Here is a 20,375-nt window from a genome sequence, read left to right as displayed (position 1 = left end):
GGATCAGCCTATGTCTTTTACAGCTACTAGCTCAATCATTGATGAAACAGCAGTAACTTCTCTTTATCGCTTAGAAGGTGAACATTTAGCTCGTAAAGAAGCACGTGACCGTGAACTAGCCTCTATTTTGAAGGGGGAAGACAAGCGGATTTTGCTTGTGATGGGACCATGTTCATCAGATAATGAGGAAGCAGTGATGGAATATGCTCGTCGCCTTGCAGCCCTTCAAGAAGAAGTTAAAGATCGGGTCTTCATTGTGATGCGGGTCTATACTGCCAAACCTCGGACCAATGGAGATGGCTATAAAGGCTTGATGCATCAACCGGATACTGCTTCAGAACCAAGTTTTGTAGCTGGCTTAAAGGCAGTTCGTCGCCTGCATCACCGAGTGATTACCGAGACTGGTTTGACAACAGCAGATGAACTGTTGTATCCAGAGACCTATCCATTTGTTGAGGATCTCCTTTCTTATGTTGCCATTGGGGCACGTTCTGTGGAAGACCAAGGCCATCGATTTGTGGCGAGTGGCATCTCAGTCCCAACTGGATTGAAAAATCCAACGTCTGGAAATCTGTCGGTCATGTTTAATGCAATTTATGCTGCACAACATGGGCACCATTTCTTCTATAATGGTCGTTCTGTGGAGACAAGTGGAAATCCATTCGGGCATGCTATTCTGCGTGGAGCCTTAGACGCGAATGGGAAAAACATTCCAAACTACCACTATGAAGATCTGCTAGAAGCTGCGCATCGCTACCAGACCTTGGGCTTGCAACATCCATTTATCCTGGTTGATACCAATCATGATAATTCTGGGAAGAAATTTGCTGAGCAGATTCGCATTGTCAGAGAAACCCTTACAAATCGTAGCTGGAATCCAATTATCCATGATGTAGTCCGTGGATTCATGATTGAATCTTATCTAGAGGACGGTCGTCAAGATCAACCAGAAGTATTTGGTCAATCGATCACAGACCCATGCTTAGGTTGGGAAAAGACAGAAAGCTTAGTACGAGAAATTTATCAGTATGTAGCTGAATAAGAGGAGAGGGCTGGAGAAAATATTCTCAGCCCTTTCCTTCTTAAATAGAGTTGCTGATAGAAAATCATTAAAGAGGAAAAGATATGATTGTTGGACATGGGATAGATATCGAATCGATCCAATCCATTGAACAAGCCTACCAGAGACATCCGAGATTTGCTTCCAAGGTATTGACAGAGACGGAGCGAGAACGGTTCGACCAATTATCTGGGAAAAGGAAAATGGAATACCTGGCAGGTCGATGGTCTGCCAAAGAAGCCTTTTCCAAGGCTTGGGGAACAGGAATTGGTCCAGTAGGATTTCAGGATCTGGAAATTCTAACCAATCAAAAAGGAGCTCCCTACTTTTCAAAAGCTCCTTTTAGTGGAAAGATTTGGATATCGATCAGTCACTCAGGCGATTTAGTTTCGACCAGTGTCATTTTGGAGGAAAGAAATGAAAGCTAGTATACATAGACCAACGCGAGCATATGTGGATGTAGAGGCTATTGCCTATAATGTTCAACAAATACAAGCCCATATTCCGAAAGAGACCTTGACCTTTGCAGTTGTCAAGGCAAATGCATACGGCCATGGGGTTGAGCCAGTGGTAGAACGTTTATTGCCACTAGTAGATGCTTTTTGTGTCTCCAACCTAGATGAAGCCTTGGAAGTTCGCCAAGTAGCAGGTGAAAAACCGATTCTAATTTTGGGAGTTGCACCAGTCGAACACGTTGCGATTGCCATCAAAGAGGAAATTCGTTATACAGTAGCTGGTCTCGAGTGGTTGAAAGCATTGTTGGCTGAAAAGTCTGATTTGACTGGGTTGAAGGTTCATATTAAAGTGGATTCAGGAATGGGACGAATTGGTTTTCGTTCGGCAGAAGACTTGCAGGAAGCCATGATCTTATTAAGAGACCATGGAGCAGAAGTGGAAGGGATCTTTACTCATTTTGCTACAGCTGATGAGAAAGATGACCGGCATTTCCAAGGCCAATTGCAACGATTTAAGAGCTTGTTGGAGCTCTTGCCCTATACTCCGAAAATCGTTCATGCCAGCAATTCAGCAACAACTTTATGGCATGCTGATACCATTTTTAATGCTGTCCGACTGGGTGATGTCATGTATGGGCTCAATCCAAGTGGAAGAGAGTTAGAGCTTCCCTATAGCATCCGTCCTGCTTTGAGTCTGGAAACAGAATTGGTCCATATCAAACCACTAGAAGTGGGTCAGACAGTTGGTTATGGAGCGACCTATCAGACTAGCGAGGAAGAGTGGATTGGGACCATTCCAATTGGCTATGCAGATGGCTGGACCAGAGATATGCAAGGTTTTCATGTTCTTGTTGATGGGCAATTCTGTCCGATTGTCGGTCGCGTATCCATGGACCAAATCACCATTCGCCTACCGAAGGCCTACCCGATTGGGACTAAGGTAGTATTGATTGGAAGGGATGGTGATCTAGCTATAACGACAACGGATGTAGCAGTCTATCGAGGCACGATCAACTATGAGGTTGTTTGTGTCCTGAGCGATCGCGTACCAAGAGTTTATCGTCCAACAAAGGAAGACAGTGGGAAGTAAGTTGTTTGTCTTTTCCCAGCTTCCTTTTATAAAAAGTTCGAGATGAAAGAGGTTGATGACGGTGGTCCCAGCCTCCTTTCTTATCTAGGAGGAAAGAATGAACTTACACCAACCACTTTCTGTCCTGCCAGGAATTGGACCGAAATCAGCAGAGAAATACAAAAAATTGGGAATCGAAACGGTTGAGGATCTCTTGCTCTACTTCCCATTTCGGTATGAAGATTTTAAATCAAAAAATGTTTTAGATCTGGAAGATGGAGAAAAAGCAGTTGTTTCTGGAATTGTTGCCACTCCAGCCAATGTCCAGTATTATGGTTACAAGCGTAACCGGCTTCGCTTTACCATTAAACAAGGGGAGCTGGTCCTAGCAGTTAGTTTCTTTAACCAGCCCTATCTGGCAGACAAGATTGAACTAGGGCAAACGGTGGCTGTCTTTGGTAAGTGGGACAAGGCCAAGGGAGCCTTGACAGGGATGAAGCTGTTAGCCCAAGTCGAAGATGATCTCCAACCGGTCTATCGCTTATCTCAAGGGGTGAGTCAGTCTGCTCTAGTAAAGGTCATCAAAACGGCTTTTGAAGCAGGTTTAGACAACTTGTTGGAAGAAAATTTACCCCAGATTTTAATGGATAAGTACCACTTGCTTTCTCGCAGACAAGCGGTCAGGGCTATGCATTTTCCCAAGGATCTTGAGGAATACAAGCAGGCCCTGAGACGAGTAAAATTTGAAGAACTACTCTTTTTCCAATTGCAACTGCAGGTCTTGAAGGAAGAAAATCGTTCCGTTGGACAGGGAATCGTGCTGGATTGGGATGAGAAGAAGTTAAAAGCTCTTCAAGCTAAACTTCCATTTAGGTTAACAGAAGCCCAGGAGCGAAGTCTGAACGAAATTCTAGCAGATATGCGCTCTCCTTACCACATGAATCGCCTCTTGCAAGGAGATGTCGGAAGCGGGAAGACCGTTGTGGCTGGGTTGGCCATGTATGCTGCTGTGACAGCTGGCAAGCAAGCGGCCTTGATGGTCCCAACTGAAATCTTAGCTGAGCAACATTTACAAAGTTTGACCTCTCTCTTTCCTAGTCTTAGAATTCTTCTTTTAACAGGCAGTCTAAAAGCTGCGGAGAGAAGAGAACGCTTGGAATTGATTCAGACAGGGCAAGTGGACCTTATTGTGGGAACCCATGCCTTGATTCAGGAGGGGGTTCATTTTCATGATCTCGGATTGGTCATTATTGATGAGCAGCACCGTTTCGGTGTAGACCAAAGACGGATCCTGCGTGAAAAGGGCCAAAATCCGGATGTCTTGATGATGACAGCGACCCCAATTCCCCGGACTCTAGCAATCACTGCTTTTGGAGATATGGATGTTTCGATTATCGACCAAATGCCAGCAGGTCGAAAAGAGATTATCACCCGCTGGGTCAAGCATCAACAGTTAAATTTAGTCTTGGATTGGCTGGTCAAAGAAATCCAAAAAGGTTCCCAAGCCTATGTCATTTCTCCCTTGATTGAAGAATCTGAAGCCTTGGACCTCAAAAATGCTATTGCCTTAGAGGAAGAATTGATTGCTTATTTTGGAGACCGAGCCCGTATTGCTCTCCTTCATGGTAAGATGAAGGGGGAAGAAAAAGAGGCCATTATGCAGGCCTTTAAGCAGGGAGAAATTGACTTACTAGTTTCTACAACTGTAATCGAGGTCGGCGTCAATGTTCCCAATGCTACCGTCATGATTATTATGGATGCAGACCGCTTTGGTTTGAGCCAATTGCACCAGTTGAGAGGTCGGGTAGGGCGTGGTGATAAGCAGTCTTACGCAGTATTAGTTGCCAATCCCAAAACAGAATCTGGTAAGCGTCGGATGAAAATCATGACCGAAACCACCAATGGGTTTGTCTTGGCAGAAGAAGACCTCAAGCTACGAGGATCTGGGGAAATCTTTGGAACGCGTCAATCAGGTATACCAGAATTTCAGGTAGCCAACCTCATTGAAGATTATCCAATCTTAGAGGAAGCACGAAAGGTAGCTATTCAGGTGGTCACGACTCCTAATTGGCGAGAGAATCCAGATTGGCACTGTCTGTCTCTACATTTGGAGCAGAAAGAACACCTGGATTAAGAAGGGATAAGAAAGAAGCTGGGACAAAAGTCCTAGCCTCTCAATTGTCTTTGGATTGTCGAGCAAGACGCAGTGGTTGAGTGGGCTCTACTACGCTGATTTCATCAGCTTTTACAGCCCTACTCAACTGTGCGGAGGTGGGACGACGAAATCGAATTCTAACGAATTACCGATTTCTGTCCCACTCTCTTTTTATCTTAATTTAAGTTTGTGGACCTATAATCGTAAAAAATAGAAAAGAGGTCTTAGCTATGCGAACCATGTTAAAATTCATCTTGTCAATCATTATCTCAGTCCATCAGAGCTATTTTTAAATACAAAAGGCTGATGTATCCATCATCGTGCCTTCTATCTATATTTTAACCTTCTATATAGTCTCTCAATTCATCGCCTTTTAATCCGGCATTGAGAGCAATCAATAGTTTCAGCCGGGCCTTAGCTGCATTGAGCTCTTTGACAAAGAAGATGCCGTGCTCGTGAAGTTTGACTCCGCCCCCATCGTAAGCATAGACAGGTTCCGCAATTCCATTGAAGCAACGGGAAACCAAGGCAATAGGAAGGCCAGCCTCTTGAAATTCAAAGAGTTTCTCAGCTACTTCCTTAGGAAGATTTCCAGCTCCAAAGGCTTCAATGATCAAACCATCCATTTGTTGGACATCTAGTAGGTCAAGGAGTTCTGTTTTCATGCCAGCATAGGCTGAAATGATGGGGACAACTCCCTTGATTTCTTGCAAATCAAAACGCACACGGGGTTCAGCTGTTTTGAAGAAAAGAACTTCTTTTTTCATGACCAAGCCTAGAGGGCCATGTGTGGGGGTCTGGAAGGTGCTGACATTGGTGGTATGTGTTTTGGTCACGTACTTGGCTGCATGGACTTCATCATTCATCACGACCAAGACACCCTTGTCTTGTGATTTGGGATCTGCTGCTACTCGGATGGCGGTCAGATAGTTATAGACGCCGTCGCTTCCTAATTCATTGGAGCTTCTCATGGCTCCTGTCAGGACTACCGAAATAGTTGGCAAGTCCATGGTATCTAAGAAGTAGGCTGTTTCTTCAAGAGTATCGGTACCATGGGTAATGACAATCCCATCATACTGGGAAGCCTCTTTCTGAATCTTATGATAGAGTTGTAACATGTGCTGAGGAGTTACATGAGGGCTGGGTAAATTTAAAAAATCTTCTGAAGTAAGCTCAACCCCTGCCAGTAACAGATCAATATGGTTCATGGGGTTGGATGAATTGGTCACGACAGCTCCAGAGTCATCCGCCTGCATGGAGATGGTCCCTCCTGTATGAAGGGCCAAAATTTTCTTAATCATGTGTGTCTCCTTGGAATGTGTGTTATAATTTATTGTATCATAAAACGGAAAGAAAGCAGTCATCATGGAAATAAAAGCGGTCTTTTTTGACATTGACGGAACCTTGGTCAATGATAGTCGAATGGTCTTGAAGTCAACTGAAAAAGCCATTCGCGCCTTAAAGGAACAAGGAATTTTTGTTGGTTTGGCAACAGGGCGAGGACCCTTCTTTGTCCGTCCTTTTATCGAGCGCTATGACTTTGATTTTGCGGTCACCTATAATGGTCAGTATATTTTTACCAAGGACAAGGTCTTATCTGCTTCTCCAATTGATAAGAAGAATCTGCATGACTTGATTGACTACGCAAAAAAACATCGCATTGAGATCGCCTTAGGAACAGAAGATGGAGTTGAAGGCTCTCGCATTATGAGTTTTGGTCTGAGTCCGATTTCTCTATGGTCTGCACGGTTTGTACCAAAAGGCTTTTCGAAGGCAGTTAGTCAGGGCTTCAACAAGGTGGTTAGCAAGGCTGTCCCTCAGGATCAAAAGCAACTGCAACAAATTGCCCAAGGACCGGTTTATCAGGTTCTCTTATTAGCTAGTCCTAAAGACACTCAAAAAGTTGAGCAAGCTTTTCCTGAATTAAAATTTACGCGTTCCAGCCCCTTTGCGGCGGACGTTATCAATCCAGACAACTCAAAATTGGAAGGGATTCGGATCGTAGGAGAAGAATTTGGATTTTCAATGGACCAGGTGATGGCCTTTGGAGATTCAGATAATGACTTGGAAATGCTCTCGGGTGTTGGCTTATCGATTGCGATGGGCAATGGAACCAGCAGGGTCAAAGAAGTAGCTCAGCATACGACGACCAGTAATACCAAAGACGGGATCCAAAAAGCGCTGGAACATTTTGGCATTATCACGGATCAGTCACTGTTTGTTAGTCGCGACGATCACTTTAATAAGGTCAAAGCCTTCCATCAACTCATGGATGGTCAAACTCAGGAAGAACCAAAGGCCTGGGACAATCAAGAGGCTCTTTACCGAACCATGTTTAAGCAGGAGGAATTGGTTGAATTTATTCGGGCAGCGAGCAAGGATGAAGCAACCTTTGATCGTTCAATCGAAAGCTTGCATCAAGCCCTAGATGAGGCAGCCAATAAGGTTCGTAGCAAGCATCCAGCTGAGATCTCCATGGTGGGGCAGGTCGATGCCTTGATTGATACGCTCTATCTGACTTATGGTAGTTTTGTTCTAATGGGGGTCGATCCGGAAGAGGTCTTTGAGATTGTTCACCGTGCAAACATGGGGAAGATTTTCCCAGATGGTCAGGCTCACTTTGATGAAGTCACGCATAAAATTTTAAAACCGAACGACTGGGAAGAAAAGTATGCACCTGAGCCAGCCATTCAAAAAGAGTTGGAACGGCAAATCAAAGCTTATCAAAAACACTACTCTGAAAAAACAGCAGAAACTGAAGAAAATAAAAAGGTGTGAGGAAATTCCTTTTCCTTCACACCTTTTGGTTTTTATAAAGTTTATAAGGTCTTTTCTGTCTCACGAACCACTAACAAATCGACTTTGGCATGGCGGAGAATGTATTCAGATGAAGACCCGACTAGTAAACGTTCAAAAGCATTTAGACCAGTTGCCCCAACCATGATGAGATCAACTCCCTCTGCATCAGGGATATCAGTCGCTAAGAGGACTTTTGGATTCCCCATTTCAATCACCGAAGCAATGTTTTGGACACCGGCTTCTTTAGCACGCTTGATATACCCTTCTAAAAGTTCATTAGCTTCTGTTTGGAATCCTTCATACACCTCAGCATCAAAACTAGAGACACTTTGTAAGGCACGTGTATCAACGACATGAGCAAGGGTAAGTTTAGATCCGTTTCGCAACGCAACATTGACCCCTTTCTCAAAAGCAAGTTCAGCTTCGCGAGATCCATCAACTGCAACCATGATGTTTTCGTATTTTTGAGACATGTTCCGTCCTCCTTTACTGCTTGAAAACGTGAAAAGAAATGGAAGAACCCATTTATGTTACCTATAATTATATTTTAAACCTTTTACCATAGAAAGTAAAGGTCAAATCAGATATCTATAGGATTTCATTGAGAATGAAAGAGGTTGCTCAGTTGTACTCCAGATTAACTAGTGGTATAATGGAAGCAGTTTGATAAAGTGAGGAAAAAATCATGAAAGAATACAATAAGTCCGTCAAGCTAGAGCACGTTGCTTACGATATTCGTGGTCCAGTCTTAGAAGAAGCGATGCGCATGCGGGCAAACGGGGAGAAAATCCTTCGCTTAAATACAGGAAATCCGGCTGAATTTGGGTTCACGGCTCCCGACGAAGTCATTCATGATTTGATTATGAATGCTCGGGATAGTGAAGGGTATTCAGATTCAAAAGGAATTTTTTCTGCCCGTAAGGCCATTATGCAGTATAGCCAATTGAAAAAGATTCCGAATGTTGAGATTGATGATATCTATATCGGAAATGGTGTCAGTGAGTTGATTGTGATGTCCATGCAAGGCTTGCTGGATAATGGAGATGAAGTACTTGTGCCAATGCCAGACTATCCTCTTTGGACAGCAGCGGTCAGCCTAGCAGGTGGAAATGCAGTACACTATGTTTGTGATGAAGAGGCTGAGTGGTATCCTGATATTGATGATATCAAGTCGAAAATCACTTCAAACACCAAGGCTATCGTCGTGATTAACCCAAATAACCCGACCGGAGCTCTCTATCCAGATGAGATTCTTTTGGAAATTGTCGAAATTGCTCGTCAACATGGCTTGATTATCTTTGCAGATGAAATTTATGATCGCTTGGTCATGGATGGTGCCAAACACACAGCCATTGCTAGTCTCGCGCCAGATTTGTTCTGTGTCAGCATGAACGGTTTGTCCAAATCACACCGCATCGCGGGCTTCCGTGTGGGTTGGATGGTCTTGTCTGGACCAAAACACCATGTGAAGGGCTATATCGAAGGGCTCAATATGCTCTCCAATATGCGTCTGTGTTCAAACGTCTTGGCCCAACAAGTGGTTCAGACTTCTTTGGGAGGCTACCAGTCAGTGGACGAACTCTTGCTCCCAGGTGGTCGAATCTACGAGCAACGGAACTTTATCTACAAGGCCATCAACGATATCCCAGGGCTTTCAGCTGTCAAACCAAAAGCTGGTCTTTATATCTTCCCTAAGATTGATCGTGAAATGTACCGGGTAGATGATGATGAGCAGTTTGTCTTGAATTTCTTAAAACAAGAAAAGGTTCTCTTGGTTCACGGACGTGGATTCAACTGGAAAGAGCCGGATCATTTTCGGATTGTTTACCTTCCTCGAGTAGAAGAATTGGCTCAAATTCAAGAGAAGATGACTCGTTTCTTAAAACAATACAAACGATAAGTGTAAGAGAAATCGCTAATAGGCGGTTTCTTTTTTTGAATGAATCCAGCGAATATTTTGTTACATAAGGCTAATTTTTCTGAATTGAATAGAATTGTAGAAAAAATAAATAATTTTCAGATAATTTGATTGAAATTCCCTCACTTATATGATATACTTTAGCTGACTATATGCGAGGTTTATTATGGCTAAATTATTAGAAAAAACGAGAAAAATTACATCTATCTTGAAACGTTCTGAAGAACAGTTGCAAGATGAAATGCCTTATAATGCAATTGCCCGTCAACTGGCTGATATCATTCATTGTAATGCTTGTATTATTAATAGCAAGGGAACTCTTCTAGGTTATTTCATGCGCTACAAAACCAATAATGACCGGGTTGAGGCTTTTTTTGACAATAAAAAATTACCTGAAGATTATGCGAAAGCGGCCAGTTTAGTCTATGATACAGAGGCGAATTTAGATGTAGATCACGATTTAAGTATCTTCCCAGTAGAGACAAAGTCTGATTTTCCTGATGGGTTGACAACGATTGCTCCCATCCATGTATCTGGGATTCGTTTGGGGTCTTTGATTATTTGGCGCAATGATAAGGAATTTGCGGATGATGATTTGATTTTGGTTGAGATTGCTAGTACCGTAGTTGGGATTCAAATGTTGAACTTCCAACGAGAGGAAGATGAGAAAAATATTCGTCGCCGGACTGCGGTCAATATGGCTGTCAATACCTTGTCCTATTCAGAATTGCGGGCAGTTTCCGCTATTCTTAGTGAATTGAAGGGAAATGAAGGGCAGTTAACTGCTTCCGTGATTGCGGATCGGATTGGTATTACCCGCTCTGTGATTGTCAATGCGCTGCGGAAACTGGAGTCAGCCGGTATTATTGAAAGCCGCTCTCTTGGGATGAAGGGAACCTACCTCAAAGTCTTGATCCCAGATATTTTTGAAGAAATAAAGAAAAGAGACTACTAATGACTAAAGCGTTAATTTCGATTGACTACACCGTTGATTTTGTAGCGGATGAAGGTAGGCTAACGGCAGGAGCTCCTGCACAAGCTATTTCTGAGAGCATTGCCCAGGTGACCCAGCTAGCCTTTGACCAAGGGGCCTATGTCTTTTTTGCGATTGATGCTCATGATGTAGACGATCCCTTTCATCCAGAAAGCAAGCTCTTCCCACCTCATAATATCATTGGGACTAGTGGACGGGATTTGTATGGTCCCTTAGCTGATTTTTATCGGGAGCACAAAGCGGATCCACGCGTCTTTTGGATGGACAAGCGTCATTATTCTGCTTTTTCAGGAACTGATCTGGATATCCGCCTCCGGGAACGTGGCGTAGATACGGTTATTTTGACGGGAGTCTTAACGGACATTTGTGTCCTTCATACAGCAGTGGATGCCTATAATCTGGGCTATCAGATCGAAGTGGTCGCGCCTGCTGTGGCGTCGCTCACTCCTGAAAACCACCAGTTTGCTTTAAATCATTTCAAACATGTTTTGGGAGCAAAAGTGGTGAATGAACAATTAGAAGAATTGTAAGATTAGAGTTCGAGGAGAATGGCCTAATGCCTAGCTTTCCTCGGACTCTATTTTCTTGCCAAACTACCGCATAAATACTAAAAATATGGTAAAATAGAGGGTATTGAAAAATCATCATTTCACGAAAGGAAGCAAGATGAAAATTACGCAAGAAGAGGTAACCCACGTTGCCAATCTTTCAAAATTGAAGTTCTCTCCAGAAGAGACAGCTGAGTTTGCGACAACCTTGTCTAAAATTGTCGACATGGTGGAATTGTTGGAAGAAGTGGACACAACCGGTGTGGCTCCAACAACAACCATGGCGGATCGTAAGACCGTATTGCGTCCGGATGTTGCTGAAAAAGGGACTGACCGTGACCGCTTGTTTAAAAATGTACCTGAAAAAGACAATTACTACATCAAGGTACCAGCTATCCTAGAAGATGGAGGAGATGCCTAATGTCATTCAACCATAAAACCATTGAAGAGTTGCACGACCTCCTTGTCTCTAAGGAAATTTCAGCAACCGAATTGACACAAGCGACGCTTGACGATATCGAGGGACGTGAAGAAGCGATTAATGCCTTTGTAACGGTGGCCGAAGAAGCTGCCCTTGCACAAGCCAAGGCTATTGATGAAAAAGGAATCGATGCAGACAACCTCCTGTCAGGGATTCCACTCGCTGTCAAAGACAATATCTCAACAGATGGCATCTTGACCACTGCGGCATCAAAAATGCTCTATAACTACGAGCCAATCTTTGATGCGACAGCTGTTGCCAATGCCAAAGCAAAAGACATGATTGTCATCGGGAAGACCAACATGGATGAATTTGCCATGGGTGGATCTGGTGAAACATCTTACTATGGCGCGACTAAAAACGCTTGGGACCACAGCAAGGTGCCTGGTGGTTCATCTAGCGGATCTGCGGCAGCTGTAGCTTCAGGGCAAGTCCGCTTGTCCCTTGGTTCAGATACAGGTGGATCTATCCGCCAACCGGCTGCCTTCAACGGAATCGTCGGTCTCAAACCAACTTATGGAACGGTTTCCCGTTTTGGTCTCATTGCCTTTGGTAGCTCACTGGACCAAATTGGACCGTTTGCACCAACCGTTAAGGAAAATGCACAATTGCTCAATGTTATTGCCAGTGAAGATGCCAAGGATTCAACTTCTGCGCCTGTTCGTGTAGCTGACTTTACTTCAAAAATCGGTCAAGATATTAAAGGCATGAAGATTGCCCTTCCGAAGGAATACCTCGGTGAAGGGATTGACCCAGAAGTCAAAGAAACCATCCTCAATGCGGCTAAACACTTTGAAAAATTGGGAGCAACTGTCGAAGAAGTTAGCTTGCCTCATTCTAAATACGGGGTTGCCGTTTATTACATCATAGCTTCTTCAGAAGCTTCTTCAAACTTGCAACGTTTCGACGGGATTCGCTATGGTTTCCGTGCGGAAGATGCCAAGAACTTGGATGATATCTACGTGAACACTCGTAGTCAAGGCTTCGGAGATGAGGTCAAACGCCGTATCATGCTTGGTACCTTTAGTTTGTCATCTGGTTACTACGATGCCTACTACAAGAAAGCAGGCCAAGTCCGTACCCTCATTATCCAAGACTTCGAAAAAGTCTTTGCGGATTACGACCTTATCCTTGGTCCAACCGCTCCAAGCGTGGCCTTTGATTTGGATTCGCTCAACCATGATCCGGTTGCCATGTACTTGGCTGACCTCTTGACCATTCCAGTCAACTTGGCAGGTCTTCCAGGGATTTCGATTCCTGCAGGTTTTGCGCAAGGTCTTCCAGTTGGTTTGCAGTTGATTGGTCCCAAGTATTCTGAAGAAACCATCTACCAAGCTGCAGCGGCTTTTGAAGCTACGACGGATTACCACAAGCAACAACCCCTTATTTTCGGAGGTGACAATTAATGAACTTTGAAACAGTCATCGGACTTGAAGTCCACGTTGAATTGAATACAAACTCAAAAATTTTCTCACCAACCTCTGCTCACTTTGGGAACGAGCAAAATGCTAACACTAATGTGATTGACTGGTCTTTCCCAGGTGTGCTTCCTGTCTTGAACAAGGGTGTTGTGGACGCTGGGATCAAGGCTGCTTTGGCGCTGAATATGGATATCCACCAGCACATGCACTTTGACCGTAAGAACTATTTTTACCCTGATAATCCAAAGGCTTACCAAATTTCGCAATTTGACGAGCCAATCGGATATAACGGTTGGATTGAAGTGCAATTGGAAGACGGCTCAACTAAGAAAATCGGGATTGAACGGGCTCACTTGGAAGAAGATGCCGGTAAGAACACCCACGGAACAGACGGTTTCTCTTATGTAGACCTCAACCGTCAAGGGGTCCCATTGATCGAAATCGTATCTGAAGCAGATATGCGTTCTCCAGAAGAAGCCTACGCTTATTTGACAGCTTTGAAAGAAGTCATCCAGTACACTGGCATTTCAGACGTCAAGATGGAAGAAGGGTCTATGCGGGTGGATGCTAACATTTCCCTTCGCCCATACGGTCAAGAGGAATTTGGTACCAAGACGGAGTTGAAAAACTTGAACTCATTCTCCAACGTCCGTAAAGGTCTTGAATACGAAGTTGAGCGTCAAGCGAAAATCTTGCGTTCAGGTGGTGTCATTCGTCAAGAAACACGCCGTTATGATGAAGCTAATAAGAGCACCATTCTTATGCGGGTCAAAGAAGGAGCTGCGGATTACCGTTACTTCCCAGAACCAGACCTTCCCTTGTTTGAAATCTCAGATGAGTGGATCGAAGAAATGCGTACGGAGTTGCCAGAGTTTCCAAAAGACCGTCGTGCTCGCTATGTGGCAGAGCTTGGTTTATCTGACTATGATGCCAACCAATTGACAGCGACCAAAGTTACTTCTGACTTCTTTGAAGCAGCTGTAGCCCTTGGTGGTGATGCCAAACAAGTGTCTAACTGGCTCCAAGGTGAAGTCGCACAATTCTTGAACGCAGAAGGCAAGACGCTGGAAGAAATTCAATTGACACCAGAAAACTTGGTCGAAATGATTGCCATCATCGAAGATGGAACCATTTCATCTAAGATTGCCAAGAAAGTCTTCGTTCATTTGGCGAAAAACGGTGGTGGCGCGCGTGAATACGTCGAAAAAGCCGGCTTGGTACAGATTTCAGATCCTGAAGTCTTGATCCCGATCATCCACCAAGTCTTTGCAGACAATGAAGCAGCCGTAGCCGACTTCAAGTCAGGTAAACGGAACGCGGACAAGGCCTTCACCGGCTTCCTCATGAAAGCAACCAAAGGCCAAGCCAACCCACAAGTAGCCCTCAAGTTACTTGCCCAAGAATTGGCGAAGTTGAAAGATAGTGAATAATAGGAACAGGCACCTTTTAGTGTCTGTCAGATTCATGACAAAGATATCTTAGAAACTTTCCTTAGGTGAGTACGGACGTCAGCGAACTTCGAAGAAGTTCCATGACTAATTATTGAGCCTAGGGTCTCAATAATTCCGAGTGCTAGAAACAATTGTGTTTCTAGCACTTTTCTCTCAGCGGAAAGTTTCAGTATATGTTTACATTCTAACAGGCACCTTTTAGTGTCTGTTTTTGCTTTTTCAGAGGTGATAAAAAATGGAATTTAATTGACAAAGTCTTCTGAATTTAATAAAATAAAAAACAGACCGACAGTCTGTTTTTGAGGAGGGGGAGTTACTTGAAACAAGAAATAAAATCAAAAAGAAGTAAAGATCAAATTATTCAAGCAGCCTTGTCCTTGTTTTCAAATAAAGGCTATAAAGAAACAACGATGGCTGATTTAGTAGCGGCGACAGGATTGTCAAAAGGGGCTGTTTACCATCACTTCAAAAGTAAAGAAGAGATTCTACAACTCTTAATGGAGCAAGAAACGAACTACCTATCAATTTTTCTAGAAGAATTGTCAAAAAACGAAGGAGTTTCATCAACAGATCGTCTATTACAATTAGTTGGTTATTTAATAGGCAATGAGAATATGAAACAGCTTATTGGTATAGACTGGGCACAAAAGATACCGTTCGGTTTGTTGTTTTCTTTAAAAAATACGGTAAATATTCTTTCCAAATATGTAGGAATAATCATTCATCAAGGAAATGAGAAGGGCGAATTTTCTTGTAAATATCCTTTAGAGACAGCTACAACACTATCTCTATTAATTGATGTGTGGCTTGATCCAACTATATCAGGTGAAGAAATGATTTCCTTCTCTCAAAAATTAGACTATATTGCAATCTATTTAAATTGTAGTGGTGTTCCCATTTTATCTGAAAAAAGGTGTAAAGAGATAAAAAATTTACTTCATAAAGGAGATAAAAGATGAATCGTATTTTAAGAGTTTTATTTATCCTAGTCATTATCGCCATGTCTGGAGCGATTATCTTCCAGTTATTCTTTCCATCCTATATGGGAAGTCATTCGGGATACGGTATTTCTGTCGGTTGGCAGAGGGAGATTGGGATTTGGAATGTGGCGGTCCTTGTGATTCTCATTGCTGTTAATTTCAAATATGATTGGTTTTATCTTCGTACGGTTTTATTGGCCTTGATTGTTGGTGGCATCGGAATTGGGACCAATCATTTATTTGCTTATCTCAACTATCATTTGCCAGTAAATGCTATTGGAGCTTTTGAAAATTATCTTCTTGTTCTGGGCTGGATTGTCGGTTGGAAACTAGAGTCATCTCGGGCCGATAATTAAGATATTAACCGTCTGTTTCTTCTTGACTAAGTTTGTGAAAGGGTTTACAATATGGTTGTCGGGTTTCCTGAAAGGGAATTACAATTCATGGAAAAATAGGAGAATCATATGGAAACAATGAAAGCTGCCCGCTGGCATGGTAAGAAGGACGTTCGTATCGAAGAAGTAGAAGTCCCTAAAGTACAACCTCATCAAGTAAAGGTTGCGGTCAAATTCACAGGAATCTGTGGGACAGACTTGCATGAATACTTGGATGGACCAATCTTCATTCCAACAGAAGAGCATGTTTATTCTGGTCAAAAAGCACCCGTTACCCTCGGTCACGAGTTTGCTGGAGAAATTGTTGAGGTTGGAAGCGATGTGACTCGTGTTAAAGTCGGGGATCGTGTGACGATTGAACCAATTTTGGCAGAACACAACTTAATTGGTGACTACAACCTTGATCCAAACTTGAACTTCGTCGGTCTTGCGGCAGATGGTGGGTTTGCTAAATACTGTGTCCTAGATGGAGATTTAGTCCATGTGATTCCAGATAGCTTGAGCTATGAGCAAGCCGCGCTTACAGAGCCTGCTGCTGTAGCCGTTTATGCAGTTCGTCAATCTGCTTTGAAAACAGGCGATACAGCTGTTATCTTTGGTTTAGGCCCAATTGGTCTTTTGATCGTGGAAGCCCTTCGTGCAGCAGGAGCATCAAAAATCTATGCGGTTGAATTGTCCCCTGAACGTCAAGCAAAAGCAGAAGAGCTAGGTGCCATTGTGGTTCGTCCAGAAGAAGGTGAATCAATCGTTGAAGCCATTCATCGCTTGACGGATGGTGGAGCGGATGTGTCTTATGAAGTAACAGGGGTTCCTGTTGTTCTTGGACAAGCTCTTGCAGCAGTTCATAAGGCTGGTGAGTGTATGGTTGTTTCTATTTGGGAACGCGAAGCCAGCATCAATCCTAATGAATTCGCCATTCAAGAAAAGACTCTTAAAGGGATTATCGCTTATCGCCACATCTTCCCTAAAGTATTGGAATTGATGGAACAAGGCTATTTCTCTGCTGAAAAATTGGTTACCAAGAAAATCAAATTGGAAAATATTGTTCAAGATGGCTTTATCGAATTAACGCAAGATAAATCGCAAATCAAGATTTTGGTTGAGCCATAAATTAGTATATTTTATGAATAAAACCAGTCCATTTGGGCTGGTTTTTTTTACTGGGGAGGACAATATAAAAAGATAGTATAAATTGAGAAAACGCTTGCATAAATAATTCTTACATGCTATACTGGTTGAACACTAATCATTTTAAGGAGACAGATATGAAACAGAAACCTTCTGTGTCAGGCGATAAACAAGTCGTCTATGCGATTCGTCGATTGAAAAATGGCGTTGGTTCGGTGGCGATTGCGACGAGCTTGGCTTTATTAACAGCCTTTGCTGGTCCGGTCAGTGCGGATGAGGTGGTCAATCCCCCCGCAGCAGCTTCAGAAGTGGTGACAGCCCCGTCAAATGAAGCAAGCACTTCTTCATCGGATGTGAAACCAGCTACGAACACTGAGACAAGTGAAACCCCAAAAGTGGCGGAAGAAAGTGTCACTGCGCCTGAAAATGTAAGCGCCCTCACTGAAGGAGTGGCTTCTCCTCAGTCTGTGAAGGCAGAGGAGCCGATAGCTGATCAGACTATCCGGATTCACGTGAAAAAGCTACCAGAAGAAAACAAGGAAACTCAGGGGCTCTGGACCTGGGATGATGTTGAAAAGCCGTCTGAAAACTGGCCAACAGGTGCCCAATCCTTTAAGGACGCAAAGACAGATGACTACGGCTATTATCTAGATGTCAAGCTTAAAAATGATCAGGCTAAGAAGATTAGCTTCCTCATCAACAATGTTAAAGGGGACAATATCACAGGGGACAAGTCCATTGAATTGCTCTCTCCAAAAATGAATGAAGCTTGGTTGGATGACAAATTTAAAGTCTATTCTTATCAGCCTCAAGCAGAGGGAACGGTCAGAGTCAATTACTATCGGACAGATGGAAATTATGATAAAAAATCTCTCTGGTATTGGGGAGATGTAGAGAATCCGAGCAGTGCTACTTGGCCGGATGGGACAGATTTTGTAGCGACAGGGAAATACGGTCGTTACATCGATATCCCCTTAAAGGAAGCTGCAAAAGAATTTGGTTTCTTATTATTGGACGAGAGCAAGTCTGGAGACGATGTGAAAATTCGACAAGAAGATTATAAATTTGCTGACTTGAAGAACCATAGCCAGATTTTCTTACGGGACGATGATCCGACTGTTTACACCAATCCATACTATGTCAACGATATCCGTATGACAGGTGCCCAGCATGTCGGTAAGGAAAAGATTGAAGCCAGCTTTTCGACCTTGGCGGGAGCACAGAAAGAAGAATTGCTCAAGCGGACCAAGATCACAGATGCTCAAGGAAATTCTGTCACCATTAAGGACCTGCTTTTAGATGAAGCAGGAAAGAAAGTAACCTATACAGGAGATTTCTCTCAGGTTGATCAATCCTATACGGTTCAATACGACAATGATCGCTTCACCACCAAAATGAACTGGCGCCTCAAGGATGAAGCCTATAGCTACGATGGAACGCTCGGAGCTCATCTTCATGAAGGAGGGAAGAAGGTTGATCTCACCCTCTGGTCACCAAGTGCGGACAAGGTATCCGTTGTCATCTATGATAAGAACGATTCTGAAAAACTAGTTGGCCGTGTGGCTCTAGAAAAAGGGGAGCGAGGAACTTGGAAGCAGACTCTTTCTGCTGATTCAGGACTGGCTATCCAAGATTATACGGGCTATTTCTACCAGTATGAAATTGAACGCCAAGGGAAGACCTTTACCGTTCTTGATCCGTATGCCAAATCGTTGGCAGCTTGGAACAGTGAATTGTCCAAGACAAATGCGGTTCATAAGGTAGCAAAAGCAGCCTTTGTAGATCCAAGTAAATTAGGTCCGAGCGACTTAACCTATGCATCCATTCCAAACTTTAAGAAGCGGGAAGATGCTATTATCTATGAAGCTCATGTCCGGGACTTCACTTCTGATCCGGCTTTGGCATCAGAGCTTAAGAGCCAATTTGGGACCTTTGCTTCTTTTGTTGAAAAATTAGATTACCTCAAAGACCTTGGTGTAACGCACGTTCAACTCTTGCCAGTTCTGTCTTATTACCACGTTAATGAATTGAAAAACAGTGAGCGCTTGTTAGAGTATGCCTCAAGCAATAGCAACTACAACTGGGGCTATGATCCACAGAACTACTTCGCCTTGTCAGGAATGTACTCGACCGATCCAAGCAATCCTCAAAAACGAATTGAAGAATTCAAGAATTTGGTCAATGAAATTCACAAGCGTGGAATGGGAGTCGTGCTTGACGTTGTCTATAACCATACAGCTAATGTGGACATCTTTGAAGATATCGAGCCAAATTACTACCATTTCATGGATGCTGATGGTACGCCTCGGACAAGCTTTGGTGGTGGACGCTTGGGAACAACCCACTACATGTCCAAACGAGTCTTGGTCGATTCAATTAAGTATTTAGTAGATACTTATAAGGTGGACGGTTTCCGATTTGACATGATGGGTGACCATGATGCGGCCTCTATCGAAGAAGCCTACAAGGCGGCTCGGGCTCTGAATCCAAATCTCATCATGTTGGGAGAAGGCTGGGTGACCTATGCAGGTGATGAAAATAGTCCTGTACAACCAGCAGACCAATCCTGGATGAAGAAAACAGACACCGTTGCTGTATTCTCAGATGATGTTCGAAACAATCTAAAATCAGGTTATCCAAATGAGGGACAACCAGCCTTTATCACCAATGGAAAACGAAAGATTGCGACTATCTTTAAGAATCTCATCGCACAACCAACCAACTTTGAGGCAGATAGCCCAGGAGATGTCATCCAATATATTGCGGCCCATGATAACTTGACCCTTTTTGATATTATCGCTCAGTCTATCAAGAAGGACCCTAGTATCCCAGCCAATAATGCAGAGATTCATCGTCGCTTGCGTCTAGGAAACCTGCTCGTTCTGACAGCTCAAGGAACACCGTTCCTTCATTCTGGTCAGGAATATGGTCGAACCAAGCAATTCAAGGATCCAGCTTACCGCACGCCTGTTTCCGATGACAAGGTTCCAAACAAATCTCATTTATTAGTAGATGAAAATGGAAAACCATTTGACTACCCTTACTTCATCCACGATTCTTATGACTCAAGCGATGCCATCAACCACTTTGATTGGGAAAAAGCAACCAATGAAGCCCTCTATCCAGAGAATACGCGCTCTCGCGCCTTCACCAAAGGATTGATTGCCCTTCGTAAGTCAACAGACGCCTTCCGCATGGACAACATGGAAGAAGTGAAGAACCGCGTCAAGCTCTTGACGGTTCCAGGTGAGAATGGAGTCGAAGAAGAGGATCAGGTGATTGGCTACCAAATCACTGCCAGCAATGGAGATGTCTATCTAGTCTTGGTCAATGCCGATACCAAGGCGCGTGACTTTGCATTAGGAACGGACTTCGAACGCTTTAGAAAGGCAGATGTTCTAGTGGATGGGGAACGCGCAGGTATTAGCAATCTAACTGATCCAAAAGGAATCTCTTGGACAGAAACAGGACTTCGACTAGATGCTTTGACAGCAACTGTCTTGCGTTTGTCTACTAAGGAA

Annotated in this window: 17 protein-coding genes; 15 read left to right on the top strand and 2 right to left on the bottom strand. The window is 43.5% G+C overall.

The genetic code is table 11. The annotated features are described in order from the left end of the window. Positions 1-10 precede the first annotated feature (10 nt). The 4 genes from ACLOR3_RS00830 (at position 11) to recG (ending at position 4,718) form a co-directional block, all read left to right on the top strand. Positions 11-1,042 carry a 3-deoxy-7-phosphoheptulonate synthase gene (locus ACLOR3_RS00830; protein WP_411400009.1) on the top strand — a complete coding sequence of 344 codons (1,032 nt, stop codon included), beginning with the start codon at positions 11-13 and terminating at the stop codon, positions 1,040-1,042. An 83-nt stretch (positions 1,043-1,125) separates the two neighbouring features. Next, a complete protein-coding gene (gene acpS, locus ACLOR3_RS00825) occupies positions 1,126-1,488 on the top strand; it encodes a holo-ACP synthase (protein ID WP_411400008.1) in 363 nt (120 codons plus the stop codon). Further along, positions 1,478-2,605, top strand: coding sequence for an alanine racemase (gene alr / locus ACLOR3_RS00820; protein WP_129822427.1), 1,128 nt, complete (start codon positions 1,478-1,480; stop codon positions 2,603-2,605). Before acpS ends, alr begins: the two co-directional genes overlap by 11 nt. 97 nt (positions 2,606-2,702) lie before the next feature. Beyond that, positions 2,703-4,718 carry an ATP-dependent DNA helicase RecG gene (recG, locus tag ACLOR3_RS00815; RefSeq protein ID WP_411400007.1) on the top strand — a complete coding sequence of 672 codons (2,016 nt, stop codon included), beginning with the start codon at positions 2,703-2,705 and terminating at the stop codon, positions 4,716-4,718. 359 nt (positions 4,719-5,077) lie between these two features. Here recG and ACLOR3_RS00810 read toward each other — a convergent pair whose 3' ends face one another. Further along, positions 5,078-6,040: an asparaginase gene (locus ACLOR3_RS00810; RefSeq protein ID WP_411400006.1), complete on the bottom strand. Its 963-nt coding sequence runs from the start codon at positions 6,038-6,040 to the stop codon at positions 5,078-5,080. A 64-nt stretch (positions 6,041-6,104) separates the two neighbouring features. Between ACLOR3_RS00810 and ACLOR3_RS00805 the strand changes: the two genes are divergently transcribed. Then, positions 6,105-7,517, top strand: a complete 1,413-nt coding sequence (locus ACLOR3_RS00805) for a Cof-type HAD-IIB family hydrolase (protein WP_233331209.1) — start codon at positions 6,105-6,107, stop codon at positions 7,515-7,517. 41 nt (positions 7,518-7,558) lie between these two features. Here the strand turns inward: ACLOR3_RS00805 and ACLOR3_RS00800 are convergent, their stop codons facing one another. Beyond that, complete coding sequence (locus ACLOR3_RS00800) at positions 7,559-8,011, bottom strand: universal stress protein (RefSeq protein ID WP_048789814.1); 453 nt, start codon at positions 8,009-8,011, stop codon at positions 7,559-7,561. 212 nt (positions 8,012-8,223) lie between these two features. On the opposite strand from ACLOR3_RS00800, the gene ACLOR3_RS00795 reads away from it, so the two are divergent. The 10 genes from ACLOR3_RS00795 to ACLOR3_RS00750 all read left to right on the top strand — a co-directional run. Next, positions 8,224-9,438: a pyridoxal phosphate-dependent aminotransferase gene (locus ACLOR3_RS00795; protein WP_023024219.1), complete on the top strand. Its 1,215-nt coding sequence runs from the start codon at positions 8,224-8,226 to the stop codon at positions 9,436-9,438. A 184-nt stretch (positions 9,439-9,622) separates the two neighbouring features. Then, a complete protein-coding gene (codY, locus tag ACLOR3_RS00790) occupies positions 9,623-10,411 on the top strand; it encodes a GTP-sensing pleiotropic transcriptional regulator CodY (RefSeq protein ID WP_048691732.1) in 789 nt (262 codons plus the stop codon). Continuing rightward, positions 10,411-10,980, top strand: coding sequence for a cysteine hydrolase family protein (locus tag ACLOR3_RS00785; protein ID WP_411400005.1), 570 nt, complete (start codon positions 10,411-10,413; stop codon positions 10,978-10,980). Before codY ends, ACLOR3_RS00785 begins: the two co-directional genes overlap by 1 nt. A 136-nt stretch (positions 10,981-11,116) precedes the next feature. Further along, positions 11,117-11,419, top strand: coding sequence for an Asp-tRNA(Asn)/Glu-tRNA(Gln) amidotransferase subunit GatC (gatC, locus tag ACLOR3_RS00780; protein ID WP_002884769.1), 303 nt, complete (start codon positions 11,117-11,119; stop codon positions 11,417-11,419). Next, the gene (gene gatA / locus ACLOR3_RS00775; RefSeq protein WP_411400004.1) at positions 11,419-12,885 is read left to right on the top strand and encodes an Asp-tRNA(Asn)/Glu-tRNA(Gln) amidotransferase subunit GatA; all 1,467 of its coding nucleotides are present in this window, start codon (positions 11,419-11,421) and stop codon (positions 12,883-12,885) included. The genes gatC and gatA overlap by 1 nt, the downstream gene beginning before the upstream one ends. Beyond that, a complete protein-coding gene (gene gatB, locus ACLOR3_RS00770; protein ID WP_135782735.1) occupies positions 12,885-14,330 on the top strand; it encodes an Asp-tRNA(Asn)/Glu-tRNA(Gln) amidotransferase subunit GatB in 1,446 nt (481 codons plus the stop codon). Before gatA ends, gatB begins: the two co-directional genes overlap by 1 nt. A gap of 338 nt (positions 14,331-14,668) precedes the next feature. Next, complete coding sequence (locus ACLOR3_RS00765; protein ID WP_411400003.1) at positions 14,669-15,310, top strand: TetR/AcrR family transcriptional regulator; 642 nt, start codon at positions 14,669-14,671, stop codon at positions 15,308-15,310. After that, entirely contained in the window at positions 15,307-15,687 is a 381-nt protein-coding gene (locus ACLOR3_RS00760) for a hypothetical protein (RefSeq protein ID WP_411400002.1), read from the top strand. Before ACLOR3_RS00765 ends, ACLOR3_RS00760 begins: the two co-directional genes overlap by 4 nt. A 108-nt stretch (positions 15,688-15,795) precedes the next feature. Further along, a complete protein-coding gene (locus ACLOR3_RS00755; protein WP_411400001.1) occupies positions 15,796-16,836 on the top strand; it encodes a 2,3-butanediol dehydrogenase in 1,041 nt (346 codons plus the stop codon). Between the two features lie 155 nt (positions 16,837-16,991). Continuing rightward, positions 16,992-20,375 (top strand): pullulanase (locus ACLOR3_RS00750; protein WP_412036892.1); only part of this gene is annotated, 3,384 nt, incomplete at its 3' end.

Origin of the sequence: Streptococcus intestinihominis (assembly GCF_046824975.1) — a bacterium.
In the GTDB taxonomy this organism is placed as follows: domain Bacteria; phylum Bacillota; class Bacilli; order Lactobacillales; family Streptococcaceae; genus Streptococcus.
This window is presented reverse-complemented; position numbering and strand designations above follow the sequence as displayed.

Bases quoted from the DNA above. Each gene is read 5' to 3' on its own strand.
- ACLOR3_RS00830 (WP_411400009.1), top strand. From the start codon at position 11: ATGTCTTTTACAGCTACTAGCTCAATCATTGATGAAACAGCAGTAACT.
- acpS (WP_411400008.1), top strand. From the start codon at position 1,126: ATGATTGTTGGACATGGGATAGATATCGAATCGATCCAATCCATTGAA.
- alr (WP_129822427.1), top strand. From the start codon at position 1,478: ATGAAAGCTAGTATACATAGACCAACGCGAGCATATGTGGATGTAGAG.
- recG (WP_411400007.1), top strand. From the start codon at position 2,703: ATGAACTTACACCAACCACTTTCTGTCCTGCCAGGAATTGGACCGAAA.
- ACLOR3_RS00810 (WP_411400006.1), bottom strand. From the start codon at position 6,040: ATGATTAAGAAAATTTTGGCCCTTCATACAGGAGGGACCATCTCCATG.
- ACLOR3_RS00805 (WP_233331209.1), top strand. From the start codon at position 6,105: ATGGAAATAAAAGCGGTCTTTTTTGACATTGACGGAACCTTGGTCAAT.
- ACLOR3_RS00800 (WP_048789814.1), bottom strand. From the start codon at position 8,011: ATGTCTCAAAAATACGAAAACATCATGGTTGCAGTTGATGGATCTCGC.
- ACLOR3_RS00795 (WP_023024219.1), top strand. From the start codon at position 8,224: ATGAAAGAATACAATAAGTCCGTCAAGCTAGAGCACGTTGCTTACGAT.
- codY (WP_048691732.1), top strand. From the start codon at position 9,623: ATGGCTAAATTATTAGAAAAAACGAGAAAAATTACATCTATCTTGAAA.
- ACLOR3_RS00785 (WP_411400005.1), top strand. From the start codon at position 10,411: ATGACTAAAGCGTTAATTTCGATTGACTACACCGTTGATTTTGTAGCG.
- gatC (WP_002884769.1), top strand. From the start codon at position 11,117: ATGAAAATTACGCAAGAAGAGGTAACCCACGTTGCCAATCTTTCAAAA.
- gatA (WP_411400004.1), top strand. From the start codon at position 11,419: ATGTCATTCAACCATAAAACCATTGAAGAGTTGCACGACCTCCTTGTC.
- gatB (WP_135782735.1), top strand. From the start codon at position 12,885: ATGAACTTTGAAACAGTCATCGGACTTGAAGTCCACGTTGAATTGAAT.
- ACLOR3_RS00760 (WP_411400002.1), top strand. From the start codon at position 15,307: ATGAATCGTATTTTAAGAGTTTTATTTATCCTAGTCATTATCGCCATG.
- ACLOR3_RS00755 (WP_411400001.1), top strand. From the start codon at position 15,796: ATGGAAACAATGAAAGCTGCCCGCTGGCATGGTAAGAAGGACGTTCGT.